The sequence below is a fragment of the Mesorhizobium sp. P2_C5_2 genome, assembly GCF_056404535.1.
The window spans coordinates 1,290,974-1,311,317 of record NZ_JBFUDV010000001.1; the positions used below are offsets into that span (position 1 = coordinate 1,290,974).

Consider the following 20,344-nt stretch of genomic DNA (forward strand, 5'->3'; position numbering starts at 1 on the left):
TGCGACATGGCATCGGATAGCGCTGTTGATCTCAGGGTCGAGAGAAAACCCAAACTGTCGGAGACCGTGGTCGCGGCCATTCGCAAGCAGTTGCAGGCAGGCGACATCCTGCCCGGGCACAAATTGCCGACCGAGGGCCAGTTGACCGAGACCTTCGGCGTCAGCCGCACCGTCATCCGCGAGGCGCTGGCCAAGCTTGCCGCCGACGGCCTGGTCGAGGCGCGCCAAGGCGCCGGCGTCTTCGTCACCGAACACATCTCGACCATGTTCGGGGCGCTCGCCGCCGACATGGGCAGCAAGGATTCGATCGCGCTCAACGTGCTCGAAGTGCGCCTGGCGGTCGAAATCGAATCGGCCGGGCTCGCCGCCATCCGCCGCAATGCCGCCCAGGAGGCGGCGATCCAGGAAGCCTTCTTCGAGTTCGAACGGCTGCTTTTGAACAGCGAGCCGACCGGCCCGGCCGATCTCGCCTTCCACCGGGCGATCGCCAGCGCTACCAACAACCCGTTCTATGTCGAGATGCTCGATGTGCTCGGGCGCCGCGCCATTCCCTGCGACGTCACCTCGCCCTGGTCGACCGAACTGGTGCAGTCCGACAGCTACCAGCGCGGGCTGCAGCGCGAGCATCTGGTGATCCTGAATGCGATCACGTCAGGTGACGCGGAAGCCGCGCGCGAGGCGATGCGCGCTCACCTCACCGCCAGCCAGCAGCGCTACCGCGAGCGCCTGCACGCCCGGCAGGTGTTTTATGCCGACTCGGTCAAGGCGGCGGAAACCGAATAACCATTCAGCTGGAGCAGTAATGTCTCAAAGTCACCCGCATACCGATTTTACCTCGCGTTTCGCCATCGATCCCGTCGCCGCGGCGTCCATGGGCACCGACGAACTGCGGCACAATTTCCATATTGACGACCTGTTCCAGCCGGGACGCGTCAGCCTGACCTACACCCATTACGACCGCATGATCGTCGGCGGCGCCGCGCCGGTGGCGGAAGCGCTGCCGCTGGAAGCGATCAAACCGACGGGGACCAAGAATTTCCTCGATCGCCGCGAGCTGATCATCGTCAACATCGGCGGCAACGGCTTGGTGACGGCAAATGGCGAGACCCACCCATTGCAGGCGCGCGACATGCTCTATCTCGGCATGGGCAGCACCGATGTGTCGTTCGCGTCTGCCGACGCAAGCGCGCCGGCCAAATTCTATCTACTCAGCGCGCCGGCGCATCACACCTATCCGAACCGGCTTATCCACATCGGTGACGCCAAGCGTCTCGACCTCGGCAGCAAGGAGACCTGCAACGAACGCTCGATCTTCCAGTTCATCCATGCCGATGGCGTCAAGACCTGCCAGCTGGTGGTCGGCATGACGCAGCTGGCGCCGGGCTCGGTGTGGAACACCATCCCTTGCCATGTGCATGACCGCCGCATGGAGGCCTATCTCTATTTCGACCTGCCGGAGACGGCGCGCGTCTTCCATTTCATGGGCGAGCCGGACGAGACCCGGCATCTTGTCATGGCCAATGAAGAGGCGGTGCTATCGCCGGGCTGGTCGATCCATTCGGGCGCCGGCACCTCCAACTACGCCTTCATCTGGGCGATGGCCGGCGACAATGTCGACTACACCGATGTCGACCCGGTGCCGCTGGGCGAACTGCGGTGAGCGGCCTGTCCGCTTTCAGCCTGGCCGGCAGGCGCATCCTGGTCACCGGCGCCAACACCGGCATCGGCCAGGGCATCGCCATCTCGATCGCGCGCGCGGGCGGCACTGTCATCGGCGTGGGTCGCTCGGCGATGGATGACACGCAACAGAAGGTCTTGGAGGCCGGCGGCCAGTTCGAGGCTGTACGGTGCGATCTCGCCGATCACGCCGCCGCCAAGGCGATGCTCGACCATGTCTGGGAACAGACCGGACCGCTCGACGGGCTGGTCAACAATGCCGGCATCATCCGGCGTGCGGATGCGGTCGATTTCACAGAAGCCGACTGGGACGACGTCATCGACGTCAATCTCAAGACGCTGTTCTTCCTCAGCCAGAGCTTCGCCAGGCGCGTGCTGGCCGATGCGGGACGGCGCGGCAAGATCGTCAACATCGCCTCGGTGCTGAGTTTCCAGGGCGGCATTCGTGTCGCCTCCTACACCGCGTCGAAGCATGGCGCGCTCGGCGTCACCCGGCTGCTCGCCTGCGAATGGGCGGCAAAGGGCATCAACGTCAACGCCATTGCGCCCGGCTATATCGAGACCAACAACACCGAAGCGCTGCGCGCCGACCCCGACCGCAGTGCGGCCATACTGGCACGCATCCCGGCGGGACGTTGGGGCGGGCCGGAGGATATTGGCGACGCCGCCGTGTTCCTGCTGGCGCCGGCGTCCGACTATATGCACGGCGCGGTGGTTCCGGTCGACGGCGGCTGGCTGGCGCGATGAGGAGACGGTCATGACGGAAGCCAAGATTTTCGCTCAAGCCGGCGAGGGCGCATGGACGCCGACGCCGGACGGCAACAGGCGGCGCGTTCTCCTCCACACCGATGAGCTGATGATGGTCGAGTTCGGCTTCGACAAGGGTGGCGTCGGCGCCCTGCATTCGCACCCGCATGTCCAGGCAAGCTATGTCGCCGAAGGTCGCTTCGAGGTGACGATAGACGGCCGGACCGAAACCATCGAGGCCGGCGGCAGCTTCATCGTGCCGTCCAATCTGGTGCACGGCGTCAAGGCGCTGGAGGCCGGCCGCCTGGTCGACAGCTTTACCCCGCACCGGGCAGACTTCCTAGCCTGATTGCCTATCTTGTATTGACGCAATTCCTCAGGGAAAGCGCTACGCGCTTTTCCTGGAATTGCTTTTGCCTGTTCCAGAAGCGGAAAACCCGCGCCTCCTCGGAGGCGCGGGTTTGTTGCCTGTGCGCTCATGGCGCAGCGGTACTCGAAACATCGCCGCAGGGTTTGGACGGTGCCGCAACATGGTGAAGATAGGTTTAACGGTGGCTGGCTACCGCAAGCCGGCGGAAGTTTACCGCTGCTGTAGCGCAAGCCGCACGCCAAGCGCGCAGTAGATGCCGCCGACCACCTTACCCTGCCATTTCAGCACCGCCGGATTGCGACGCAGGAATGAGCCCAGGCCACCCGCGCTGACGGCGAAGACGACGGTGCTGAACAGGCCGAGCAGGACAAAGATGATGCCCAGGATCATCATCTGCAGCGATACAAAACCGTTTTGCGGGTGCACGAATTGCGGCAGGAAGGCGAGGAAGAACAGCGCGGTCTTCGGGTTCAGCACTTCGGCGAAAATGGCTTGGCGAAAGGCTTTGCCGGCCATGATGGGCAGTGAACGGCCCACCAGTTCGGTTGGCGTTTTTTCGAGAATGGCGCGGATGCCGAGATAAACGAGATAGGCCGCGCCGATATATTTGATGATGCTGAACAGCACGGCCGAGGCGGCGATGACGGCCGAGATGCCGACAATCGCCATGATCGTGTGGACGACGTCGCCCGCTGCCACGCCAGCGCCGGTGGCGATACCGACTTTCGTGCCCGAGCTCGTTGCGCGCGCAACCGTGAGCAGCGTCGCCGGTCCCGGGATGAAGACGAAACCGAACACCACTGCGATGTAGGTGATGAGCGTGGCGGGGTCGATCATGCGAAGGTTCCTCTGCGTTGGCAGTCGCCCGGCAGCGGGCTGGTCGGAATCATAGCATCGGGAGACAAGCCGAAGGAAATCCGCATTCGGTGGATTGGTTGATCCAGCTTCACTGATAAGAATTGCTCAAGCCCGTCTGTTGCCGCAAGGCGTTGTCGCGACATCACGGCTGCGCTACTCCAGGGCCTCACCCGGAGAGTCGCTTGACCATTTTCCATATCCCTTCCACTCCGCGAGCAATCGCTTCCGACGCGATGGCCGACTGATGTCGGCGCAAGCAGCGAGCATGCGGCCCGAGGATCCCAAACGGCGTGTCCTCAAGGACGTGTTCGGTTTCGACGATTTTCGTCCGGGGCAAGCCTCGGTGATGGAGGCGCTGCTTGGCGGCCGTCATGTGCTGGCCGTCATGCCGACGGGTGCGGGCAAGTCGCTGTGCTACCAGGTCCCGGCGCTGGTCAAGGGCGGGCTCACCATCGTCGTGTCGCCGCTGGTGGCGCTGATGCAGGATCAAGTCGCGGCACTGCGCCTTGCCGGCGTTGCCGCCGACACGATCAATTCCTCGATCGACCGCGACGCCAATATCGCTGCATGGCGCCGTGTCGCGTCGGGCCAGACGCGGCTTCTCTATCTGGCGCCGGAACGGCTGATGACCGAGCGCATGCTGGACGCGTTGGCCAGGCTCGATGTCAGCCTGATCGCCGTCGACGAGGCGCATTGTATCTCGCAATGGGGGCCGGCGTTCCGGCGCGAATATGAAGATCTGTCGCAGTTGCGTGGCATCTTTCCAGACGTGCCGATCATTGCGGTGACGGCGACGGCGGACGAGACAACGCGGGCAGACATCGAGACGCGGCTGTTTGGCGGGCGCGTGGAAACGCAGGTGCTTGGCTTCGACAGGCCCAACATCAAGCTTGCCATCGAGCCCAAACAGGACAGCAAGCGGCAGCTGCTCAATTTCATCGAGCGCCATCAGGGCCGCAGCGGCATCGTCTACTGCCTGTCGCGCAAGAAGACAGAAGAGATGGCGGCCTTCCTCGAGAAGAACGGCGTCACCGCGCTCGCCTATCACGCCGGGATGAGCAAGGAGGCGCGAGACGCCAACCAGAACGCTTTCATGACGCTGTCGGGCGTCGTCATGGTGGCGACCATCGCCTTCGGCATGGGCATCGACAAGCCCGACGTCGCCTATGTCTTCCACACCGACCTGCCGGGCAGCCTCGAGGCCTATTACCAGGAAATCGGCCGCGCCGGCCGCGACGGCCGGGCGGCGGAGGCGCATATGCTTTACGGCCTTGGCGATATCCGCATGCGCCGCATGTTCATCGACGACGAGGACGCTGCTGTCGAACACAAGCGCCGTTCGCATGGCCGGCTCGACACGCTGATCGGCTATTGCGAGACAGCCGAGTGCCGCCGCCAGGTGCTGCTTGGCTATTTTGGCGAAGAGGCAGCCCCTTGCGGCAATTGCGACAATTGCCTGGAGCAGGCGCCGCGCGCCGACGGCACCGCAGAGGCCGGCATTATCTTGGCGGCGGTGGCGCAGAGCGGCGAGCGTTTTGGCGCGGGCCATGTCATCGACATCCTGATTGGCCATGAGACCGAAAAGGTGACGGCCAGGGGCCATCACAGGCTTGCCGGTTTCGGCAGCGGCGCCGCGCACAAGAAGGACTTTTGGCAGTCCCTGATCCGTCAGCTGGTCGCGAACGGCTTCCTGATGCCGGACCCGGCCGGCCATGGCGGCTTGGCCATCGCCGACAAGGGCCACGCACTCGGGCGCGGCGAAGTTGCCTTCCAGTATCGTGTCGAGACGCGCACGCGCGCCGCGCGCCGCGCGGCTCGTGCCGGTCAGAGTCCCCAGGGCGAAAATGTCGATGCGTCGCTGCTTGCCGCGCTCAAGACGCTGCGACTGCGTCTGGCCAAGGAGCGCCAGGTGCCGGCCTATGTGGTGTTTTCCGACCGCACGCTGATCGACATGGCCGAGCGCCGCCCGCAAGACCTCGACGATTTCGCCGAGGTCAACGGTGTCGGCGCCGCCAAGCTCAAGGAGTTCGGCAAGGTGTTCCTGAGCGCGATCGCCGCGCATCAAGCCGATGGATCAGTGTGAGGACCGAGAGACTGGTCACCCCAGCCGGTTTTTAGACTACGGGGTGCGGCTCGCTTGCATCCGATCGGGCAAGTGTATCTCGGCGATCAATCCGCCGCCGGGCCGGTTTTTCAGCTCGAGCCTGCCCTCGATCGCAAGCGACAATTGGTAGGCGATTGCCAGGCCAAGGCCGGCGCCGCCACTGCCGCGGTTTCGCGATTGCTCAAGGCGGAAAAACGGCTGCAGGACGGCCTCGAGCTGGTCGTGCGGAATGCCGGGGCCGCGATCCAGCACCTTTATGACGACGTGGTCGCCAGTCCCTTTTTCCGCCGAGACTTCCGCCTCGCCGGCAAACTTCAGCGCATTGTCGACGAGGTTGGTGAGGATGCGCCGCAACGCCTGGGGGCGCGTCACCACGGCGGCATCGATTTCCGCACCTGATGAGACGGCCTTGCCGGTGTCCTGGTAGTCATAGACCAGGCTTTCGACGAAGGAGCCGAGGTCGATTCGCGATGGCTTTTCGAGGCTGCCGCGGGCGCTGCGGGCATAGGCCACGCCCTCATGCACGAGGTTCTCGATCTCGGCCAGATCGTGCATCAGCTTTTCCTTACCGGGCGTCTCGTCCGACAGTTCGGCGCGCAGCTTCATGCGGGTGATCGGCGTCTGCAGATCGTGGGAGATGGCGGCAAGGATCTGCATGCGCTCTTCGAGATGCTCGGCAATGCGCTCGCGCATCGAATTGAAGGCGGTTGCGGCATGCGCGACTTCCAGAGGTCCCGATTCGCTCAAACGCGGCGTTGGCTTGCCCGGATCGAGCTTGTCGGCGGCGTTGGCCAGATTGACCAGCGGACGGATCACCAGCCGGACGGCGAACCAACTGCACAACACAAGCAAAAGCAGCTGTGCCACCAGCACATAAGGCAGCCAGCGTGCCAGCGGCATCAGCGAAGGGTGGACATCGATGGTCAGCGGCGCCCCGTCACTCAGCGTCAAATGCGCCTGAAGGCGCTCTCCGTCGGCGGGAATGGCTTCGACCCTCACCGGGAAACGCGGGCCGGCTGCTGCGCTTATGGTCGTGGCGATCAAGGGGCCGGGGCCGGTCAGTTCGGGCACGCCCGGCAACCCTGGCCCCAACACATAGCGATAGGTGTTCCGGTCGAGCAGCGGCAGCCATTGCACCCGTTCCGCCGCGGGAACGCGATCGAGGATGGCGATCGCCGACCTCACGTCCCTGTCCAGCGTATCGGACATGATCGTCTGCGCCGAGGCGAAGCGCTCGGCGATCAAGAGCACAAAGGACAGACCCTGCGCCACGATCAGGCCGGCCAGCAGAAGCAGGAACAGCCGCGAGCGTAAGGTGCGCGGCCAGGGCAGGAAGCGCCGGGATGTTGCCATCAGGCTCAACCCGGCTCGCTGATTTCGACAGGCATGGACAGCACGTAGCCTTCGCTGCGTACCGTCTTGATGTAGGCGGGCTCGCGGGCGTCGTCGCGCAGGCGCTGGCGCAGGCGGCTGACAAGCAGGTCGATGGAGCGGTCGAAGATCTCGGCTTCTCGCCCTTGCGTCAGGTTCAGCAACTGGTCGCGGTTCAGGACACGCTGCGGATGGTCGACGAAGACGCACAGCAGCCGGTATTCGGCGCCGCTGAGTGCAATCGCGGTGCCATCCTCGTCAAGAAGATGGCGCGCAACCGTGTCGAGTCGCCACGTCCCGAATTTCAGCAGGCGGCCGGTCTCGGTCACCTGGAGATTCGGCGGCAGCATGCGGGTGCGCCTCAGCACGGCGTTGATGCGGGCCAGAAGCTCGCGCGCGGCGAAGGGTTTCACCAGATAGTCGTCCGCGCCCAGCTCCAGACCGATGATCCGATCGGTTTCGTCGTTGCGGGCGGTCAGCATCAGGATCGGCGTTGCCTTGTGCTTGCCGGCGCGCAGTTGCCGGCACAGAACGAGGCCGTCGTCGCCGGGCATCATCACATCGAGGATGATGAGATCGACTGAATCCGTATCAAGGAAGGCGCGCATCTGCCGGCCGTCCGGCACCGCCGTGGCGCGCAGGCCGTTCTTCTTGAGATAGCCGGAGACCAGCTCGCGGATTTCGTGATCGTCGTCGACGATCAGGATGTGATCGACATGATCCATCGTGGATGCTTCCTGTCTTTCCTTGCCTGACGCCACCAGTACATTTTCCCCGGGGAAAGCGCATCTGGCGCCGCCGGTCAACGCATCGCGAAACGAAATGCGCTGCCAGCGGTTATGTTGCTCTTCCAGCCGCCTACACCAGCTCGATCGTGACGCCGATGTTACCACGCGTCGCCTTGGAGTAGGGGCAGGTCTGATGCGCGGCGTCGACCACGGCGCGGGCAGCTTCCCGATCCACACCGGGAAGGCTGACATTGAGACGGGCCTGCAGCAGATAGCCGCCCTCTCCCGTAGCCAGGTCGACTTCGGCATCGACGGCGACATCGGACGGCAGAGCGACATTCATCTTGCGTGCTGCCAGGCCCATGGCGCCGATGAAGCAGGCCGACCAGCCGGCGGCGAACAGCTGCTCCGGATTGGTGCCGGCGCCGGTACCGGGCGGTGAAAGCGTGATGTCGAGATGGCTGTCCGAGCTGCGGGATGCGCCGTCGCGGCCGCCCGTGGTGTGGGTCTTGCCGGTGTAGAGGACTTTTTCGATCGTCGTCATGGGGACAATTTCCTTGAGCGGAGGATAGCGTTGAGCCGCAATGACCCGGAGGCCAGCGACATCCGCATAAGAGGCACGCGACGTATCCCGAATGTGTGCTGATCGGCCGGAAATGTATCTCAGTGTGTCCGGGTGCCGCCTTGCTACATCCGCTTTCAATTTCGGCGGATGGGGACACATGGGAGATACACCGGGGCTATCTTTTCCAGCAGGTGTCAAATCAGTAGGAGAAACCCATGACCGACGAAATCAACCACGACCGTCGCCGCTTCTTTGGTGCGGCCGCCTTGACCCTCGCTGCCGCCGGCCTGGTCGGCTCGACTGGCGCGATGGCCGGCACGGCAAAGGCGGCGACCCTGCCTACGGTCAAGCCGGGCGCCAACACGTCCTTCGCCGCGCTGAAGCAGGTCAAGGCAGGCCTTCTCGACATCGGCTATGCCGAGGCCGGTCCGGCCGATGGCCCGCCGGTCATTCTCCTGCATGGCTGGCCTTACGATATCCACGCCTTTGTCGATGTCGCGCCGCTGCTCGCGTCGGCGGGCTACCGGGTGATCGTGCCCTATCTTCGCGGCTATGGCACGACGCGCTTCCTGTCCGCCGAGACGATGCGGAACGGTCAGCAATCGGTGGTCGCCCAGGACATCGTCGCGCTGATGGATGCGCTCAACATCCCGAAGGCTATCCTTGCCGGTTTCGACTGGGGTGCGCGCTGCGCCTGCATCATCTCGGCGCTGTGGCCGGAGCGCGCAAAGGCGCTGGTCTCGGTGAGCGGCTATCTCGTCAGCAACATCAAGACCGGCAAGGTGCCGCTGCCGCCGAGCGCCGAGCATGACTGGTGGTACCAGTTCTATTTCGCCACCGAGCGCGGTGCGGCCGGCTACGACAAATACCGGCATGATTTCGCGAAACTGATCTGGCAGACGGCGTCGCCGAAATGGAATTTTGACGACGCCACTTTCGATCGCAGCGCCACTGCCTTCGACAATCCGGACCACGTCGCCATCGTCATTCACAATTATCGCTGGCGCGGCGGGTTGGCGGCGGGCGATCCGCAATATGACGATCTGGAAAACCGGCTAGCCGCCGGCCCGGTGATCGGCCTGCCGACAATCACGCTCGAGGGCGACGCCAATGGCGCGCCGCATCTCAACCCGACTGCCTATCGCAACAAGTTCTCGGGCAAATACGAGCATCGGACGATCGAGGGCGGCATCGGCCACAATCTGCCGCAGGAAGCGCCGCAGGCTTTCGCCCAGGCCGTCATCGACGTCGACGGATATTGATCCTGGAAAATGAAACGGGCGGCCATTGGCCGTCCGTTTGTACAAAGGACGCAAAGCCCGAAGCCGTTCGGATCGTCAGCTTCCTCCAAGTCAGCTCTGTGTGAAGGGGTTCACAGAGGCGGCCTTAGATAGGGCTAATATGCCTGAACTCAGCGAAGGCAAGAGTTCTCCAGTCCGCATCTGTGTTCGCTGAGCTTAGGGGCGTTTCTTACAGCTTGCATGATGACCAACAGGGCGCGCCGAATTTTTCGGCGCCCGTCTGGCTATGGGAGCAGGGCATGCCGACGCGCGAGGGGATCGACGTTTCACACTATCAGAACGAGGCCGGGGGCGGCGGGGCCAGCGCCATCAAATGGGTGCGGGTGCGCAACGCCGGGGCCAAATTCGCGTTCGTAAAAATATCCGACAAGACCGGCAAGGATGCTTTCGCGGTCCGCAATGTCACCGATGCCAAGGCGGCGGGATTGCTGGTGGGCGGCTACCATTTCCTGCGCAACACCGCTTCAGGTGCGGACCAGGCGCATGCCTTCCTCAACACCGTGTCGTTCGGCAGCGGCGATCTCATTCCCTCGCTCGACATCGAACTCATTCCCGCAACGCCGGCGGCGCGGGCCGCCTATGTCCAGAAGGCGAAGGACTGGGTCGCAGCGGTGCGGTCCGCCCATGGCGGCCGCTGGCCGTTCATCTACACCCGCGCCAACATCTGGCGGGCGCTGGGCAACCCAAGCGGCTTCGGCAATTGTCCGCTCTGGCTCGCCCGTTACAGCTCGAGCCCGCCGCCGATACCGTCGGGCTTCACCAACTATGCGATCTGGCAATTCAGCGACTCGGGCAGTGTCGACGGGATCACCGGCAAGGTGGACGAGAACCACCTGGCGATGTCGTTCGCCGAGTTTCGCTCGCGTTACAGCCTGTAAGGGACGGCGATCCGGCGGGATCACTGGGGGACGTCAACTGTCGGGGGCCGTGGCTATGTTTCGTATCTTTGGTTTTGCGCTTGCCTTCGCTGCAACCGCCGGACCGGCTTTTGCCGAAGACGCCGCCGTTCCCAATGTCGGTCAATTGGGCACCGAGCTTGCCGCGCTCGCCGTGATCGTGCTGGTGGTGGAAAGCGCGCTCGCCACCATCTTTCAATGGCGGCTGTACCGGATGCTGTTCAACAACCGCGCCGTGAAGACCCTGGTGATGGTCGCGGTGGGACTGACCGTCGTGCTCGGCTTCCACTACGACATCTTCGCTCGGCTGGTCGCACTGGTCACGTCCGGCAGCACGCCGGCCACCTGGAGCGGCAAGGTCTCGACCGGCCTGTCGGCGCTCATCATCGCCGGCGGCAGTGCCGGTGTGAACACGTTGCTGCAGCGGCTCGGCATACGCAGCCCCGTGCAGGCCGAACCCGAGCGGCCCGTGCTCAACAAGGATCAGGCCTGGATCTCCATCCGGGTAACGCGGAACACGGCGGTCGGACCGGTACAGATCGCCGTGCGCGAACTGGCCGATGACGCCAAGGCGCCGGCGACGCCCGCGCTGGCCGGCACCCTCGTTGAACGGACTTTCTGGGAAACGGTGCGGGAGGCGTTCATGGCCGATGCGATGCGGTTCCCGAGCTATGGCGGGCGCACGGTCAAATCAGGGAAAACCTATGAGATCCTCGCCGTGGGGACGCGGCTGGTGCCGGTCAACGGTGTCAGTCAGAAAGAGGATTTCTCCGTCCCCGTTTACACCGGCAGCTTTGCCTCGCAGGCCATCGTCGACTTCAGCGTCACCGTTTAACGCCACTCATTTGGGGAGACAGCCATGACCAGCGCCATGCAGGATGCGATGATCTGGATGAACAAGAATTTCGGTGCGGATATCGACGCCGCGGTCGCCGGCACGCCGATCACCAAGAATTTGCTGATCTCGATCGGTATCCAGGAAACCTTCTACATCTGGGCGAAGATGTACAAGACGGCGAAGCCGGAAGAGGTGCTGGCGGTGTGCGTCGGCGACACGATCGATTTTCCCAAGCGCGCGTCCGCCTGGCCAAAAAACCGGGCAGACCTCGAAAGCCACGCCAGGGGCAAGGAGATGTTCAAGGTGGCGCGTGCCGCTTTGGTGCGGATTGCCGCGATCAATTCGGGCTACAAGACGGCCGTGAAGAAGGCAGACAAATTCTGCCACGGCTTCGGCATGTTCCAGTACGACATCCAGTTCTTCGACGGGGACAAGGACTACTTCATCAATGAGAAGTGGGCGACCTGGAAAGGCACGCTCAGCCGCGGCATGTCGGAATTGTCGGCGCAGACCAAGGCGCTCTATGGCGCCGGCAAGAAAAGCCTGACGCATGACGAAAGCGTCTATGTCGCCATCGCCTATAATCAGGGCGCGAAGAAAACCAAAAACAACATGGCTACCAGGAAATTCAAGCAAGGCTACAAGGACGATCAGGGCGTCTTCTATGGCGAGCACATCGACAGCAATTTGAAGGCCACGAAGGGGCTTTGGTGAAGCCTGATGCTGCTTACCGCCGGCGATCCGCTCCGCAAAAATGGCCTTGTCTATCTCGACGTCGCGAAGGCGGCGGGTCCGGCTGCCCATGTGCTGATCATCGGTGTCGGCGCCTATCAGTCGCCGAAGTTCAAGGCGCCGTTGACCAGCACCACGACCTCCGCCCGAGCCATTGCCGACTGGTTTGTCGACGGCGCCGAGGCCGGGTTCAGAAACGAGACCTATCCGCTCGGAAGCGTTGCGCTGCTTCTGTCGGAGCCAGTCGTTGCTGGCGCCGGCAATTTCTCATCCTATGCCGGCGGCGAGGTTCCGAGAGCGACGCTCAAGGATGTTATCGAAGCGGTCGAGGCATGGGTGGGTCGCATCAATACCAACAAGGACAATCTCGCCATTCTCTACGTGGCCAGCCATGGCGAGAGCCTTTGGAACCAGACGGCATTCATGCTGGAAGATTGTCGACTAAACGACATGCACGTAACTGCCGCCATGCCAAAGATCGAGCAACTAGCCGGCGCCCTGGAAAACGCTAAACCCATAGCACAGCTTCTGCTGTTCGACTGTTGCCGCGTTCCCACCGAACTAAAATTGCCGCCGACCGCAAATTTCGGCACCGAACTCATTTCCCTGACCCGGGCCGATGACGATCATGGCGAACCGAGGAAGCAGTGGACGATCGCTGCGACGTCGCTTGGCGAGGTGGCCATAGGGCGCACCAACAAGACCACGCTATTCGCCGATGCCTTGATCAATGCACTCAATGGCGTGGCGAGCGATCCAACCGAGGATGGCTGGCCAGTCCGGCCCGGAACGCTTGTCGACAAGATCGACAGCCTGCTCGCCCTGCACCGGTTGCCGAGCGAGCGGGCACAGACGCCCGGCGGCAAAATGGCCGGGTCGTTCGACATCACCTTTCCCGGCGAAAGGCCGGAGGTGCCGGTCTTCGTCTCCTTCAGCGATCCGGCCGAGTGGCCGGACAGCGTAATCACCGTTACCGCCAATCCCGGAAAAGGCGCCACCATCGAAGGCGCGGAGAATGAAGCGCCGTACCGGATGATGGCGGTGCCGATGCTGGCGGACGTTCAGGCAACTGCGGTCAGGGACGGCCAGCCTGTCGGGAGCGCCAAGAAGAAAGCCTATGCGCCGGCTATATTTCTTGAGCTGAAGAACGCACCGCAGGCAGCCGGCACCGTCGTCGGCCAGCTGGACACCGGGCGCGGCATGATGGGCCGGGGAAAGCTCGTCATCGCGCTGGACAGCGCGGTGACGATCGGAGCCGGGGCCGTCGCCGATATCATTTGGCGAGGCGAAACAAAGAAGCCGATCAAGAAGCTCATCGTCCCGATGGGTGGGGAAGCCTCGCTGGAAGTTCAGGACGGAGACTATACGATCGTGCTGCGCACGCCGGATGGCCGCGCGCAGACGAAGGATGTAACGCTGGCCAAGGACGACGTCCTCAGGGTCGCGTTTTCAACGCAGAACTCGCCGCACGAATGGCTGGCGACTGCCGCAGTCACTGGGTCAATAGGTGACGCGGCCCCGCCTCCGCCTACTACTGAGATAACCGAAGTGCCACCGCCGCCACCACCGTCGATGCATCCCTCGCCACCGCGCAGGCGGGCTCGGAACGGCTTGTTCAAGGGCGTCAAGGACTTGTTCGGCTATGTGCTTGGCAAGGCAATCTTCCGGGAAACCCTGGATCGCGACATAGATGTTAAGGTTGATCTTCCAGTTCGAACTGCCCCGTCAACAGAGCAGGATCTTGGCTCCGTCACGGTGAAAATCGTCGGTTACATCGAGATCAGCCTCCGCCAGCGACCGGTGCAGAACCCGCAGCTGGAAATGGCCACTGACGGCGATGATGGGCGGTTGATGCGACTCGGCATCCGCGATCATGCCCAAGTGCGGTTCAGGCCCGACGCAAGCGGGCCTGAAGGTCGTCCGCTGTTTGCGCAGATCGAGGTCTCAGAGCGCAAGGAGCTTGTGGTGCTGCCGAGCCTGGGGTCAGAAGGATTTGACGGCGCCGATCCCGACGGTGGCTGGAGGCCTTACGTGCTCGTGGACAGGGCGGCGCCGTCAGAGGCGATGCTGAGCACGGTCATCGTCGAGGATCGTATCTGGACCGGTCTGCTCGGCTTCATTGCCTCGCGTGACATGATCACCGCCGACAAACTGCTCGACAGCGGACTGACCGACAAGGCAGTGGCGGCGATGTCGGACAAGCGACAGAACCCACTGGCGGCACTGGCAGGCGGGCTGGTAGCGGTGGCGGCCTCCAGTTCGGACATCGAGAAGCGCTGGGATCCGTGGTTGAGGAATCTGGCCAACTGGTTCCCGGGCATTCCGGATGGCCCGATCATCCTTGGCCGCCGACTGCTGATGCGCGCGAGGAACGCTAACGAGATCGCCGAGGCAAGGAAATGGCTGTTCGAGGGTTTTGACCGGGGTGTGCCGGTCTATTCGCTTTCGGTCGACTGGCTGGCGCGTGGGCTCGAAAGCTTGCCCGGCAAGGATGCAAAACTTGTCGAGGGGCGGCTCGCCGCCCGCCAACTTGCCAATCGCGTCGACCCAACGCGCGCCTTCACGGTAATCCGTCTTGACGATTGAGGAGAAGACCATGCCGACGTTCAAGCTCGCCATGCATCCGGCCTCCGAAGGCGATGCGCTAATACTGACATGGGGCGGTGATACTTTGCATCACGCGCTGGTCGATCTCGGGCGTACCGGCGACTACCGGGCGCTCAAGCGGCTACTTGAGGACATCAGCAGTTTCGACCTCTTCACGATCAGCCACATCGATGCCGACCACATCGAGGGTGTGGTGCCTCTGTTCAAGGAAGGCACGCTGCCCATCAAGGCCAGCAATGTCTGGTTCAACGCACATGCGCAGTTGGTCGATGCCAAGGTCCGAATCGCACCGCAGAACCGCGAAGCTCTGGGCGCCGCCCAGGCAGAGAAAGTGACGGCTGGTATCGTGAAAAGCAAATGGCCGTGGAACGTGCAGTTCAAAAGCGGCATTGTTTCGCTCGACAGTCCTGAAGCGCGTGCCCCGTTGGCGTTCGCCGGCAGTCTTAAGCTGACCTTATTGTCGCCATCCGATCTGAAGTTGTCGCAACTGCTGCCGGTCTGGGACGACGAACTAAAAAAAGCCGGCCTGCGAACCGTCGATCCGGACGAGGTCGCCGCCGAGCTGGCTGAGGGGCGCGAACAGCTTGGCGGTCTCAATGTCGATACACTCGCGGCCCTGCCATTCGCTATCGACAGCACGAAGCCGAACGGCAGCAGCATCACCTTCATCGCAGAGTTTGGCGGCAAGCGCGTGCTGATGGGGGCAGATTCCCATCCCGACATCGTCGAAGCCTCGCTACGAAAACTCGGCGCCAGCGAAACGGACCGTTACAAGCTCGACTGCCTTAAGGTCTCCCATCATGGCAGCAGGGCCAACACCTCGCCGTCGCTCCTGAAGATCATCGACTGCACGCGGTTCGCCTTTTCCACGGATGGTTCGCGGCATGGTCATCCGCACGCCGAGACCATTGCCCGCATCCTGACGACCGACCCCAAACGCAAGAAGACGCTGATCTTCAATTTCCGGCAAAACAGCACGAACCAGTGGGATGACGCCGACCTGAAGAAGCGCTGGAACTATGAGTGCCTGTTCCCCGAGGCAGGGAAAACTGGCATAGAATTCGACATCTGAGGGGGCGAACGCGGGTGCCCATCCAGGAAGCAGGGAGAGCCAAGGCTGGCGCACCGGGAGAGCGGCGCGTCGCGCTGGTGATCGGCAACGGCGTCTACCAGAATGCTTCCACGCTGACCAACCCGCCCAAAGATGCGCGCGCCATTGTCGAGGTACTGACCGACCTGCACTTCGAGGTGATCGAAGGGCTGGATCTGACCGTCAGCGGCATGGACGAGAAGATCAGCGTCTTCGCGGAGCGGATCAAAGACGCGGATGCAGCACTTCTCTTCTACGCCGGCCATGGGCTGCAGGTGAACGGCGAGAACTATCTGGTGCCGGTGGACGCGGAGCTGGACAATGAGGGTCAGCTCAACCGGCAGACGATCAAGCTCCAGGACCAGCTCGACATGATGGACCAACGGGCGAAGATCAGCATTCTTCTGCTCGATTGCTGCCGGGACAATCCGTTCGTACGGTCGCTCTACCGGGGTCAGGCCGGCAAGACAAAGAGTCTCGGCGTTACCCGCGGCCTTGCCAGGATGGAAATCACGCAAGGGTCTTTCATTGCCTTCGCGACCGCACCCGGCACCGTCGCACTCGACGGTGAGGGCGGGCACAGCCCCTTCACGGCAGCACTTCTCGATCACATCGGTTCGCCCGGAATGTCGATCAGCGACGTTATGACCGACGTCACATCAGCGGTTTTGGCGGCGACGGATAACCAGCAGGTTCCGTGGTACAATTCATCGCTAAGCAGAAGGTTCAGTTTCAATCCTTCCGCGACCAATCCGCCTCTCGAGACGCCGCCGGCGCCTGATCCGCAAGATTCCACAGCATGGGCTACGGGGGATGCCGCAGAAATGATTGAACCGGAACCTCCGGCGCTGGTTGATCATCCGACCAGGGCGTGGGGCGCGAAGCGCATCGGTACCGTGCTGTGGGCGACCTGGGCGGTCGTGGTCGTGGCGTCCGTGCTCGCGTTCGGATTCCCTGTTCAGTTGGGGGCGCTGTTGTCCAAACTGCATCTGGCGCCGCCACCGCCAAATTATGCCGAGCTTTCGCAAGGTATTGTCGCACGTATCGATGCGCCGGACGGTTGGGACCGCGGTCTGCAAAATGACGTTGGACAGTTCCTTGTCGGCGCAGCACCAGATGGTCTCAAGCGCAATGTCATTCACACGCTGGTGGCGATGGCGCAGTTTCATATCTTGAAGAGCAATCTCTACGATCCTGTGCCAGACAATTGTCGCGCACCAACTCCGCAGCGCCCCAGCGATACTGGGCGGACGTTCGTCTGCGCCAGCCTCGAAGTAAGCAGCGAGGAACGGCTTGTATCCATACTGGCAGTGTTGCCAGCTATGCTCTGGACGAACCCGGCGTTTGCCGAGGAAGTAAAAACGGTTCGTTTGGCCGTGGCCGACCTCGACGTCGAATTCGCTGAAAAGCATATCGCGGATCGTCAGGCTCTTGACTTGCTCAAGCGCAATCTGGGGCTTGGATCACGGCCGGCCAACCCCGTAACGCTTCAGTTCGGCGGGAATTTCCAAGGCGGCAATGCGCAAATAATTATGGACAGGCTAGTGTCATTCGGCTGGCAACTCAGCGGTGTGGACTATGAGTCTGCTGCGGGACTCAACGAAGTTCGCTATGGGAAGCACGCTAATACGGCCTCGGATGCGGCGGCGTTGTCGGCAGATCTTATTGCGCAGGGCCTTCTCGACGTCACGCCAGAGCGCAATACCTCGATAGGCGACAACCAGCTCGACATCTATATCTCGACGCCGCTGGCTCTTTGGGGCGATCAGAGGCCGCAATTTGCCTGGTGCTATCAGGAATATGACCCCTCGAAGAGCGCCGACACACGCTATCTCGTGGCCTGCCACCCGTCGCAGCCGGCTTGCGCCGCTGCACGCGGCAATCCAACGACAAAACGCCAGTCACCGTGCCGGTTTCGCGAAGATCTGGGAGCGGGCGGCTCGGTGCTGAAAGCAGGCGGCTGGGCAAACTCGTGGTTCGCCGAAGCGGCTGCAGAACTCGGATCGCCTTTTCCGGCGCTGCCGTAACAATAGTAAAACCTACATATGGCCTCAGGCGGCTTCGCGTTCGCTCGCTTCAGGGTCCGTCTCTGGGCGCCGGCTATATTGGCGCGGCGAGCAGCCCATGACGCGCTTGAACGCGGTGCTGAAGGCGCTTTCGGATTCATAGCCGAGCGCCAGCGCAATGACTGACACCGGATCGCCGGAATGCATCAGCCTGTCGCCGGCCAGCATCATGCGCCAGCGCGTCAGATAATCCAGGGGTGAGGCCCCGACCGTCTGCTTGAACTTCAGCGCGAAGGTCGATCGCGACATGCCGGCGCGTTCGGCCAGCTTCTGCAGCGTCCAGCCATGCGCCGGATCCTCGTGCATGGCGCTGATCGCCGCGCCGATCTGCCTGTCGGTCAGCGCGAACAGCCAGCCGACGTTGTCCCGAGTTCCCATATGCAGGCGCAAGGCCTCGATCAGGATCATGTGGGCGAGATGCTCGACGATGAGGAAGCCGCCCGGCCGCCGCTGGCGCAACTCCTGCATCATCCGTTCCACCGGCCAACGCAGCGCCGAATGGTCGCTCTCCGCGCGAATGTGAACGACGGGCGGCAGCATCCGCAACAGGATGCCGGCGTGATCGCCGGACAGCGCGAAGCGGCTGCTGACCAGGAGGAAATCGCCGCCGCCATTGTAAGTGGTGATGCCGCCGGTGCGCGCCGGTGAAAAGATCGTTCTGGCATCGACCGTCGGCAGGCCGAGATCGCTGGCAAGACGGAAAGGCCGGCCGCGCGGCAGCAGGAAGCAGTCGCCGGCGTCCAGCCGCACCGCGTCGGTGACGCCTTCGACCGACAGCCAGCACTGGCCGGACACCACGGCGCCGCATTTGATGGCGGCCTGCTGGTCGGGAAACTGGATCGCCCAGTCGCCACCGGCTTCCAGCCCGGCCGACAGGTAATTGCGCGGCTTCAGCAGCGACAGCACGTCTGACAGCGGATCCATGAGGCTTCCCGGACGATTGCGAAGATATCTCGGATTTTACAGCATAGATCGTATGATCTCAACCGTCTATCTCCTTCAGCAACAGGACCGCCTCGCGCGGCTTGGCAAAAACCAAGGAGACATCATCATGCGTGTGTTCGTGACCGGCGCCACCGGTTTTGTCGGTTCGGCGGTTGTGCAGGAGTTGCTTGGGGCGGGCCATCAGGTGCTCGGTCTCGCGCGCTCGGAAGCGGGTGCTAAGTCGATCATCGCCGTGGGCGCCGAGGCGCATCGCGGCGATATCGAGGATCTGGACAGCCTGCGTAGCGCCGCCGCCCAGGCGGACGGCGTCATCCATACCGGCTTCAACCACGACTTCTCGAAATTCGCCGCCAGTTGCGCGGCGGACCAGCGCGCCATCGAAGCGCTCGGCGCGGCGCTCGAAGGTTCGGAGCGGCCGCTGCTTGTCACCTCCGGACTGGCCGGGTTCGCGCTGGGAAGGGTAGCGACCGAATACGACAAACCCGCGTCACCATCCGCCGCCATGCCGCGTGCTTCGGAAGCGGCGGCCATGGCGCTCGCCGCATGCGGGGTGCGCGCATCGACGGTGCGGCTGGCGCCGACCGTTCATGGCGACGGCGACCACGGTTTCGTGCCGATGCTGATTGCCATTGCGCGTGAAAAAGGTGTCTCGGCCTATATCGGCGCCGGCATGAATCGCTGGCCGGCGGTGCACCGGTTCGACGCCGCCACGCTGTACAGGCTGGCGCTCGAGAAGGGGACCGGCGGCGTCAGCTATCACGCGGTTGCCGAACAGGGCGTGGCGACCAGGGAGATTGCCGAAATCATCGGCCGCCGCCTCAACCTGCCGGTCGTCTCCAAAAGCCCTGAGGCTGCGGCCGCGCACTTCGGCTTCCTCGGCCATTTCATCGGCAGGGACTTGTCTGCTTCCAGCGAGCAGACCCGCAGTGCGCTGGGATGGCTGCCGACCGGGCCGGGGCTCATCGCCGATCTCGACCGTCCCCGCTATTTCGAGAGCTGAATGGGGTCAGGGCCAGCTGCGTTGCATGGCATTGAGCGAAAGCCAGGCGATCAGCGGCAGGGCGAGGAGAAGGGCTGTCCGCAACGCCGCTGATCGCGCTCCGTCCATGTCGCCTCGCCGCAGCCGCAGCCAGGCCTGCACGGCTGCGGCAAGAACAAACAATGCGTAGAGGCCGCCGAACGCCCAGACGAGTTGCTCGCCCGTCACTGGAATACCTGCCCTGTGCAGCGCATCGCCGATGGCGGCTCCTGGCATCGCGATGAAGAAGGCGACCGTGATGCCGAACAGGAAGCCGATCATCGCGCCGGGAAACGACGCCGCCGACAGCGCGACGACCACCGCCAGCAGGATGAGCAGGATGATGAATGCGCGCTGCGACACTGCCGGGAAAACTCCGCCCACTGACGACCGACTAGCAGCAAAGGCTTAGAAATCTGTTCGCGCCGATC

19 protein-coding genes are annotated in these 20,344 nt (G+C 63.2%); 13 read left to right on the forward strand and 6 right to left on the reverse strand.

The genetic code is table 11. From position 1 onward, the window contains the following. Positions 1–6 precede the first annotated feature (6 nt). The 4 genes from AC1D1B_RS06175 to AC1D1B_RS06190 are packed head-to-tail and all read left to right on the forward strand — an operon-like array spanning position 7 to position 2,773. Entirely contained in the window at positions 7–783 is a 777-nt protein-coding gene (locus AC1D1B_RS06175) for a FadR/GntR family transcriptional regulator (RefSeq protein WP_477330273.1), read from the forward strand. Positions 784–802: 19 nt separating this feature from the next. Then, on the forward strand, positions 803–1,660 hold the full coding sequence (gene kduI / locus AC1D1B_RS06180; RefSeq protein ID WP_477330275.1) for a 5-dehydro-4-deoxy-D-glucuronate isomerase: 858 nt from the start codon (positions 803–805) through the stop codon (positions 1,658–1,660). Then, positions 1,657–2,424, forward strand: coding sequence for a 2-dehydro-3-deoxy-D-gluconate 5-dehydrogenase KduD (gene kduD, locus AC1D1B_RS06185; RefSeq protein WP_477330277.1), 768 nt, complete (start codon positions 1,657–1,659; stop codon positions 2,422–2,424). The genes kduI and kduD overlap by 4 nt, the downstream gene beginning before the upstream one ends. A gap of 10 nt (positions 2,425–2,434) precedes the next feature. After that, positions 2,435–2,773, forward strand: a complete 339-nt coding sequence (locus tag AC1D1B_RS06190) for a cupin domain-containing protein (RefSeq protein ID WP_477330279.1) — start codon at positions 2,435–2,437, stop codon at positions 2,771–2,773. 231 nt (positions 2,774–3,004) lie between these two features. Here the strand turns inward: AC1D1B_RS06190 and AC1D1B_RS06195 are convergent, their stop codons facing one another. Next, positions 3,005–3,631 (reverse strand): LysE family translocator, encoded by a 627-nt coding sequence (locus AC1D1B_RS06195; RefSeq protein ID WP_477330281.1) that lies wholly within the window; start codon positions 3,629–3,631, stop codon positions 3,005–3,007. 265 nt (positions 3,632–3,896) lie between these two features. Between AC1D1B_RS06195 and recQ the strand changes: the two genes are divergently transcribed. Next, positions 3,897–5,735, forward strand: coding sequence for a DNA helicase RecQ (recQ, locus tag AC1D1B_RS06200; RefSeq protein ID WP_477330282.1), 1,839 nt, complete (start codon positions 3,897–3,899; stop codon positions 5,733–5,735). A gap of 36 nt (positions 5,736–5,771) precedes the next feature. Here the strand turns inward: recQ and AC1D1B_RS06205 are convergent, their stop codons facing one another. From AC1D1B_RS06205 to AC1D1B_RS06215, 3 genes are all read right to left on the reverse strand, one after another. Further along, positions 5,772–7,109, reverse strand: a complete 1,338-nt coding sequence (locus tag AC1D1B_RS06205; protein WP_477330284.1) for an ATP-binding protein — start codon at positions 7,107–7,109, stop codon at positions 5,772–5,774. A 5-nt stretch (positions 7,110–7,114) separates the two neighbouring features. Continuing rightward, positions 7,115–7,852: a response regulator gene (locus tag AC1D1B_RS06210; RefSeq protein WP_477267245.1), complete on the reverse strand. Its 738-nt coding sequence runs from the start codon at positions 7,850–7,852 to the stop codon at positions 7,115–7,117. Between the two features lie 133 nt (positions 7,853–7,985). Further along, the gene (locus AC1D1B_RS06215) at positions 7,986–8,399 is read right to left on the reverse strand and encodes an organic hydroperoxide resistance protein (protein WP_477330286.1); all 414 of its coding nucleotides are present in this window, start codon (positions 8,397–8,399) and stop codon (positions 7,986–7,988) included. A gap of 236 nt (positions 8,400–8,635) precedes the next feature. On the opposite strand from AC1D1B_RS06215, the gene AC1D1B_RS06220 reads away from it, so the two are divergent. The 7 genes from AC1D1B_RS06220 (at position 8,636) to AC1D1B_RS06250 (ending at position 17,911) form a co-directional block, all read left to right on the forward strand. Then, positions 8,636–9,682: an alpha/beta fold hydrolase gene (locus AC1D1B_RS06220; protein WP_477330288.1), complete on the forward strand. Its 1,047-nt coding sequence runs from the start codon at positions 8,636–8,638 to the stop codon at positions 9,680–9,682. A 278-nt stretch (positions 9,683–9,960) separates the two neighbouring features. Next, positions 9,961–10,599 (forward strand): glycoside hydrolase family 25 protein, encoded by a 639-nt coding sequence (locus tag AC1D1B_RS06225; RefSeq protein WP_477330290.1) that lies wholly within the window; start codon positions 9,961–9,963, stop codon positions 10,597–10,599. 55 nt (positions 10,600–10,654) lie between these two features. Next, positions 10,655–11,452 carry a hypothetical protein gene (locus AC1D1B_RS06230; protein ID WP_477330292.1) on the forward strand — a complete coding sequence of 266 codons (798 nt, stop codon included), beginning with the start codon at positions 10,655–10,657 and terminating at the stop codon, positions 11,450–11,452. Between the two features lie 24 nt (positions 11,453–11,476). Further along, complete coding sequence (locus AC1D1B_RS06235; RefSeq protein WP_477330294.1) at positions 11,477–12,169, forward strand: hypothetical protein; 693 nt, start codon at positions 11,477–11,479, stop codon at positions 12,167–12,169. Positions 12,170–12,175: 6 nt separating this feature from the next. Continuing rightward, complete coding sequence (locus tag AC1D1B_RS06240) at positions 12,176–14,773, forward strand: caspase family protein (RefSeq protein WP_477330296.1); 2,598 nt, start codon at positions 12,176–12,178, stop codon at positions 14,771–14,773. Positions 14,774–14,783: 10 nt separating this feature from the next. Beyond that, on the forward strand, positions 14,784–15,866 hold the full coding sequence (locus AC1D1B_RS06245) for a ComEC/Rec2 family competence protein (RefSeq protein ID WP_477330298.1): 1,083 nt from the start codon (positions 14,784–14,786) through the stop codon (positions 15,864–15,866). 14 nt (positions 15,867–15,880) lie between these two features. Then, positions 15,881–17,911, forward strand: a complete 2,031-nt coding sequence (locus AC1D1B_RS06250; protein ID WP_477330300.1) for a caspase family protein — start codon at positions 15,881–15,883, stop codon at positions 17,909–17,911. 24 nt (positions 17,912–17,935) lie between these two features. Here the strand turns inward: AC1D1B_RS06250 and AC1D1B_RS06255 are convergent, their stop codons facing one another. Further along, positions 17,936–18,874, reverse strand: a complete 939-nt coding sequence (locus AC1D1B_RS06255; protein WP_477330302.1) for an AraC family transcriptional regulator — start codon at positions 18,872–18,874, stop codon at positions 17,936–17,938. 127 nt (positions 18,875–19,001) lie between these two features. Here AC1D1B_RS06255 and AC1D1B_RS06260 point away from each other — a divergent pair, with 127 nt between their 5' ends. Next, positions 19,002–19,895, forward strand: coding sequence for an SDR family oxidoreductase (locus AC1D1B_RS06260; protein WP_477330304.1), 894 nt, complete (start codon positions 19,002–19,004; stop codon positions 19,893–19,895). Between the two features lie 6 nt (positions 19,896–19,901). Here the strand turns inward: AC1D1B_RS06260 and AC1D1B_RS06265 are convergent, their stop codons facing one another. Continuing rightward, positions 19,902–20,276: a hypothetical protein gene (locus AC1D1B_RS06265; RefSeq protein WP_477330306.1), complete on the reverse strand. Its 375-nt coding sequence runs from the start codon at positions 20,274–20,276 to the stop codon at positions 19,902–19,904. Positions 20,277–20,344: the final 68 nt, after the last annotated feature.

Bases quoted from the DNA above. Each gene is read 5' to 3' on its own strand.
- AC1D1B_RS06260 (WP_477330304.1), top strand. From the start codon at position 19,002: ATGCGTGTGTTCGTGACCGGCGCCACCGGTTTTGTCGGTTCGGCGGTT.
- kduI (WP_477330275.1), top strand. From the start codon at position 803: ATGTCTCAAAGTCACCCGCATACCGATTTTACCTCGCGTTTCGCCATC.
- AC1D1B_RS06220 (WP_477330288.1), top strand. From the start codon at position 8,636: ATGACCGACGAAATCAACCACGACCGTCGCCGCTTCTTTGGTGCGGCC.
- AC1D1B_RS06235 (WP_477330294.1), top strand. From the start codon at position 11,477: ATGACCAGCGCCATGCAGGATGCGATGATCTGGATGAACAAGAATTTC.
- AC1D1B_RS06255 (WP_477330302.1), bottom strand. From the start codon at position 18,874: ATGGATCCGCTGTCAGACGTGCTGTCGCTGCTGAAGCCGCGCAATTAC.
- AC1D1B_RS06225 (WP_477330290.1), top strand. From the start codon at position 9,961: ATGCCGACGCGCGAGGGGATCGACGTTTCACACTATCAGAACGAGGCC.
- AC1D1B_RS06215 (WP_477330286.1), bottom strand. From the start codon at position 8,399: ATGACGACGATCGAAAAAGTCCTCTACACCGGCAAGACCCACACCACG.
- AC1D1B_RS06230 (WP_477330292.1), top strand. From the start codon at position 10,655: ATGTTTCGTATCTTTGGTTTTGCGCTTGCCTTCGCTGCAACCGCCGGA.
- AC1D1B_RS06175 (WP_477330273.1), top strand. From the start codon at position 7: ATGGCATCGGATAGCGCTGTTGATCTCAGGGTCGAGAGAAAACCCAAA.
- AC1D1B_RS06245 (WP_477330298.1), top strand. From the start codon at position 14,784: ATGCCGACGTTCAAGCTCGCCATGCATCCGGCCTCCGAAGGCGATGCG.
- AC1D1B_RS06190 (WP_477330279.1), top strand. From the start codon at position 2,435: ATGACGGAAGCCAAGATTTTCGCTCAAGCCGGCGAGGGCGCATGGACG.
- AC1D1B_RS06195 (WP_477330281.1), bottom strand. From the start codon at position 3,631: ATGATCGACCCCGCCACGCTCATCACCTACATCGCAGTGGTGTTCGGT.
- recQ (WP_477330282.1), top strand. From the start codon at position 3,897: ATGTCGGCGCAAGCAGCGAGCATGCGGCCCGAGGATCCCAAACGGCGT.
- AC1D1B_RS06205 (WP_477330284.1), bottom strand. From the start codon at position 7,109: ATGGCAACATCCCGGCGCTTCCTGCCCTGGCCGCGCACCTTACGCTCG.
- AC1D1B_RS06210 (WP_477267245.1), bottom strand. From the start codon at position 7,852: ATGGATCATGTCGATCACATCCTGATCGTCGACGACGATCACGAAATC.
- AC1D1B_RS06240 (WP_477330296.1), top strand. From the start codon at position 12,176: ATGCTGCTTACCGCCGGCGATCCGCTCCGCAAAAATGGCCTTGTCTAT.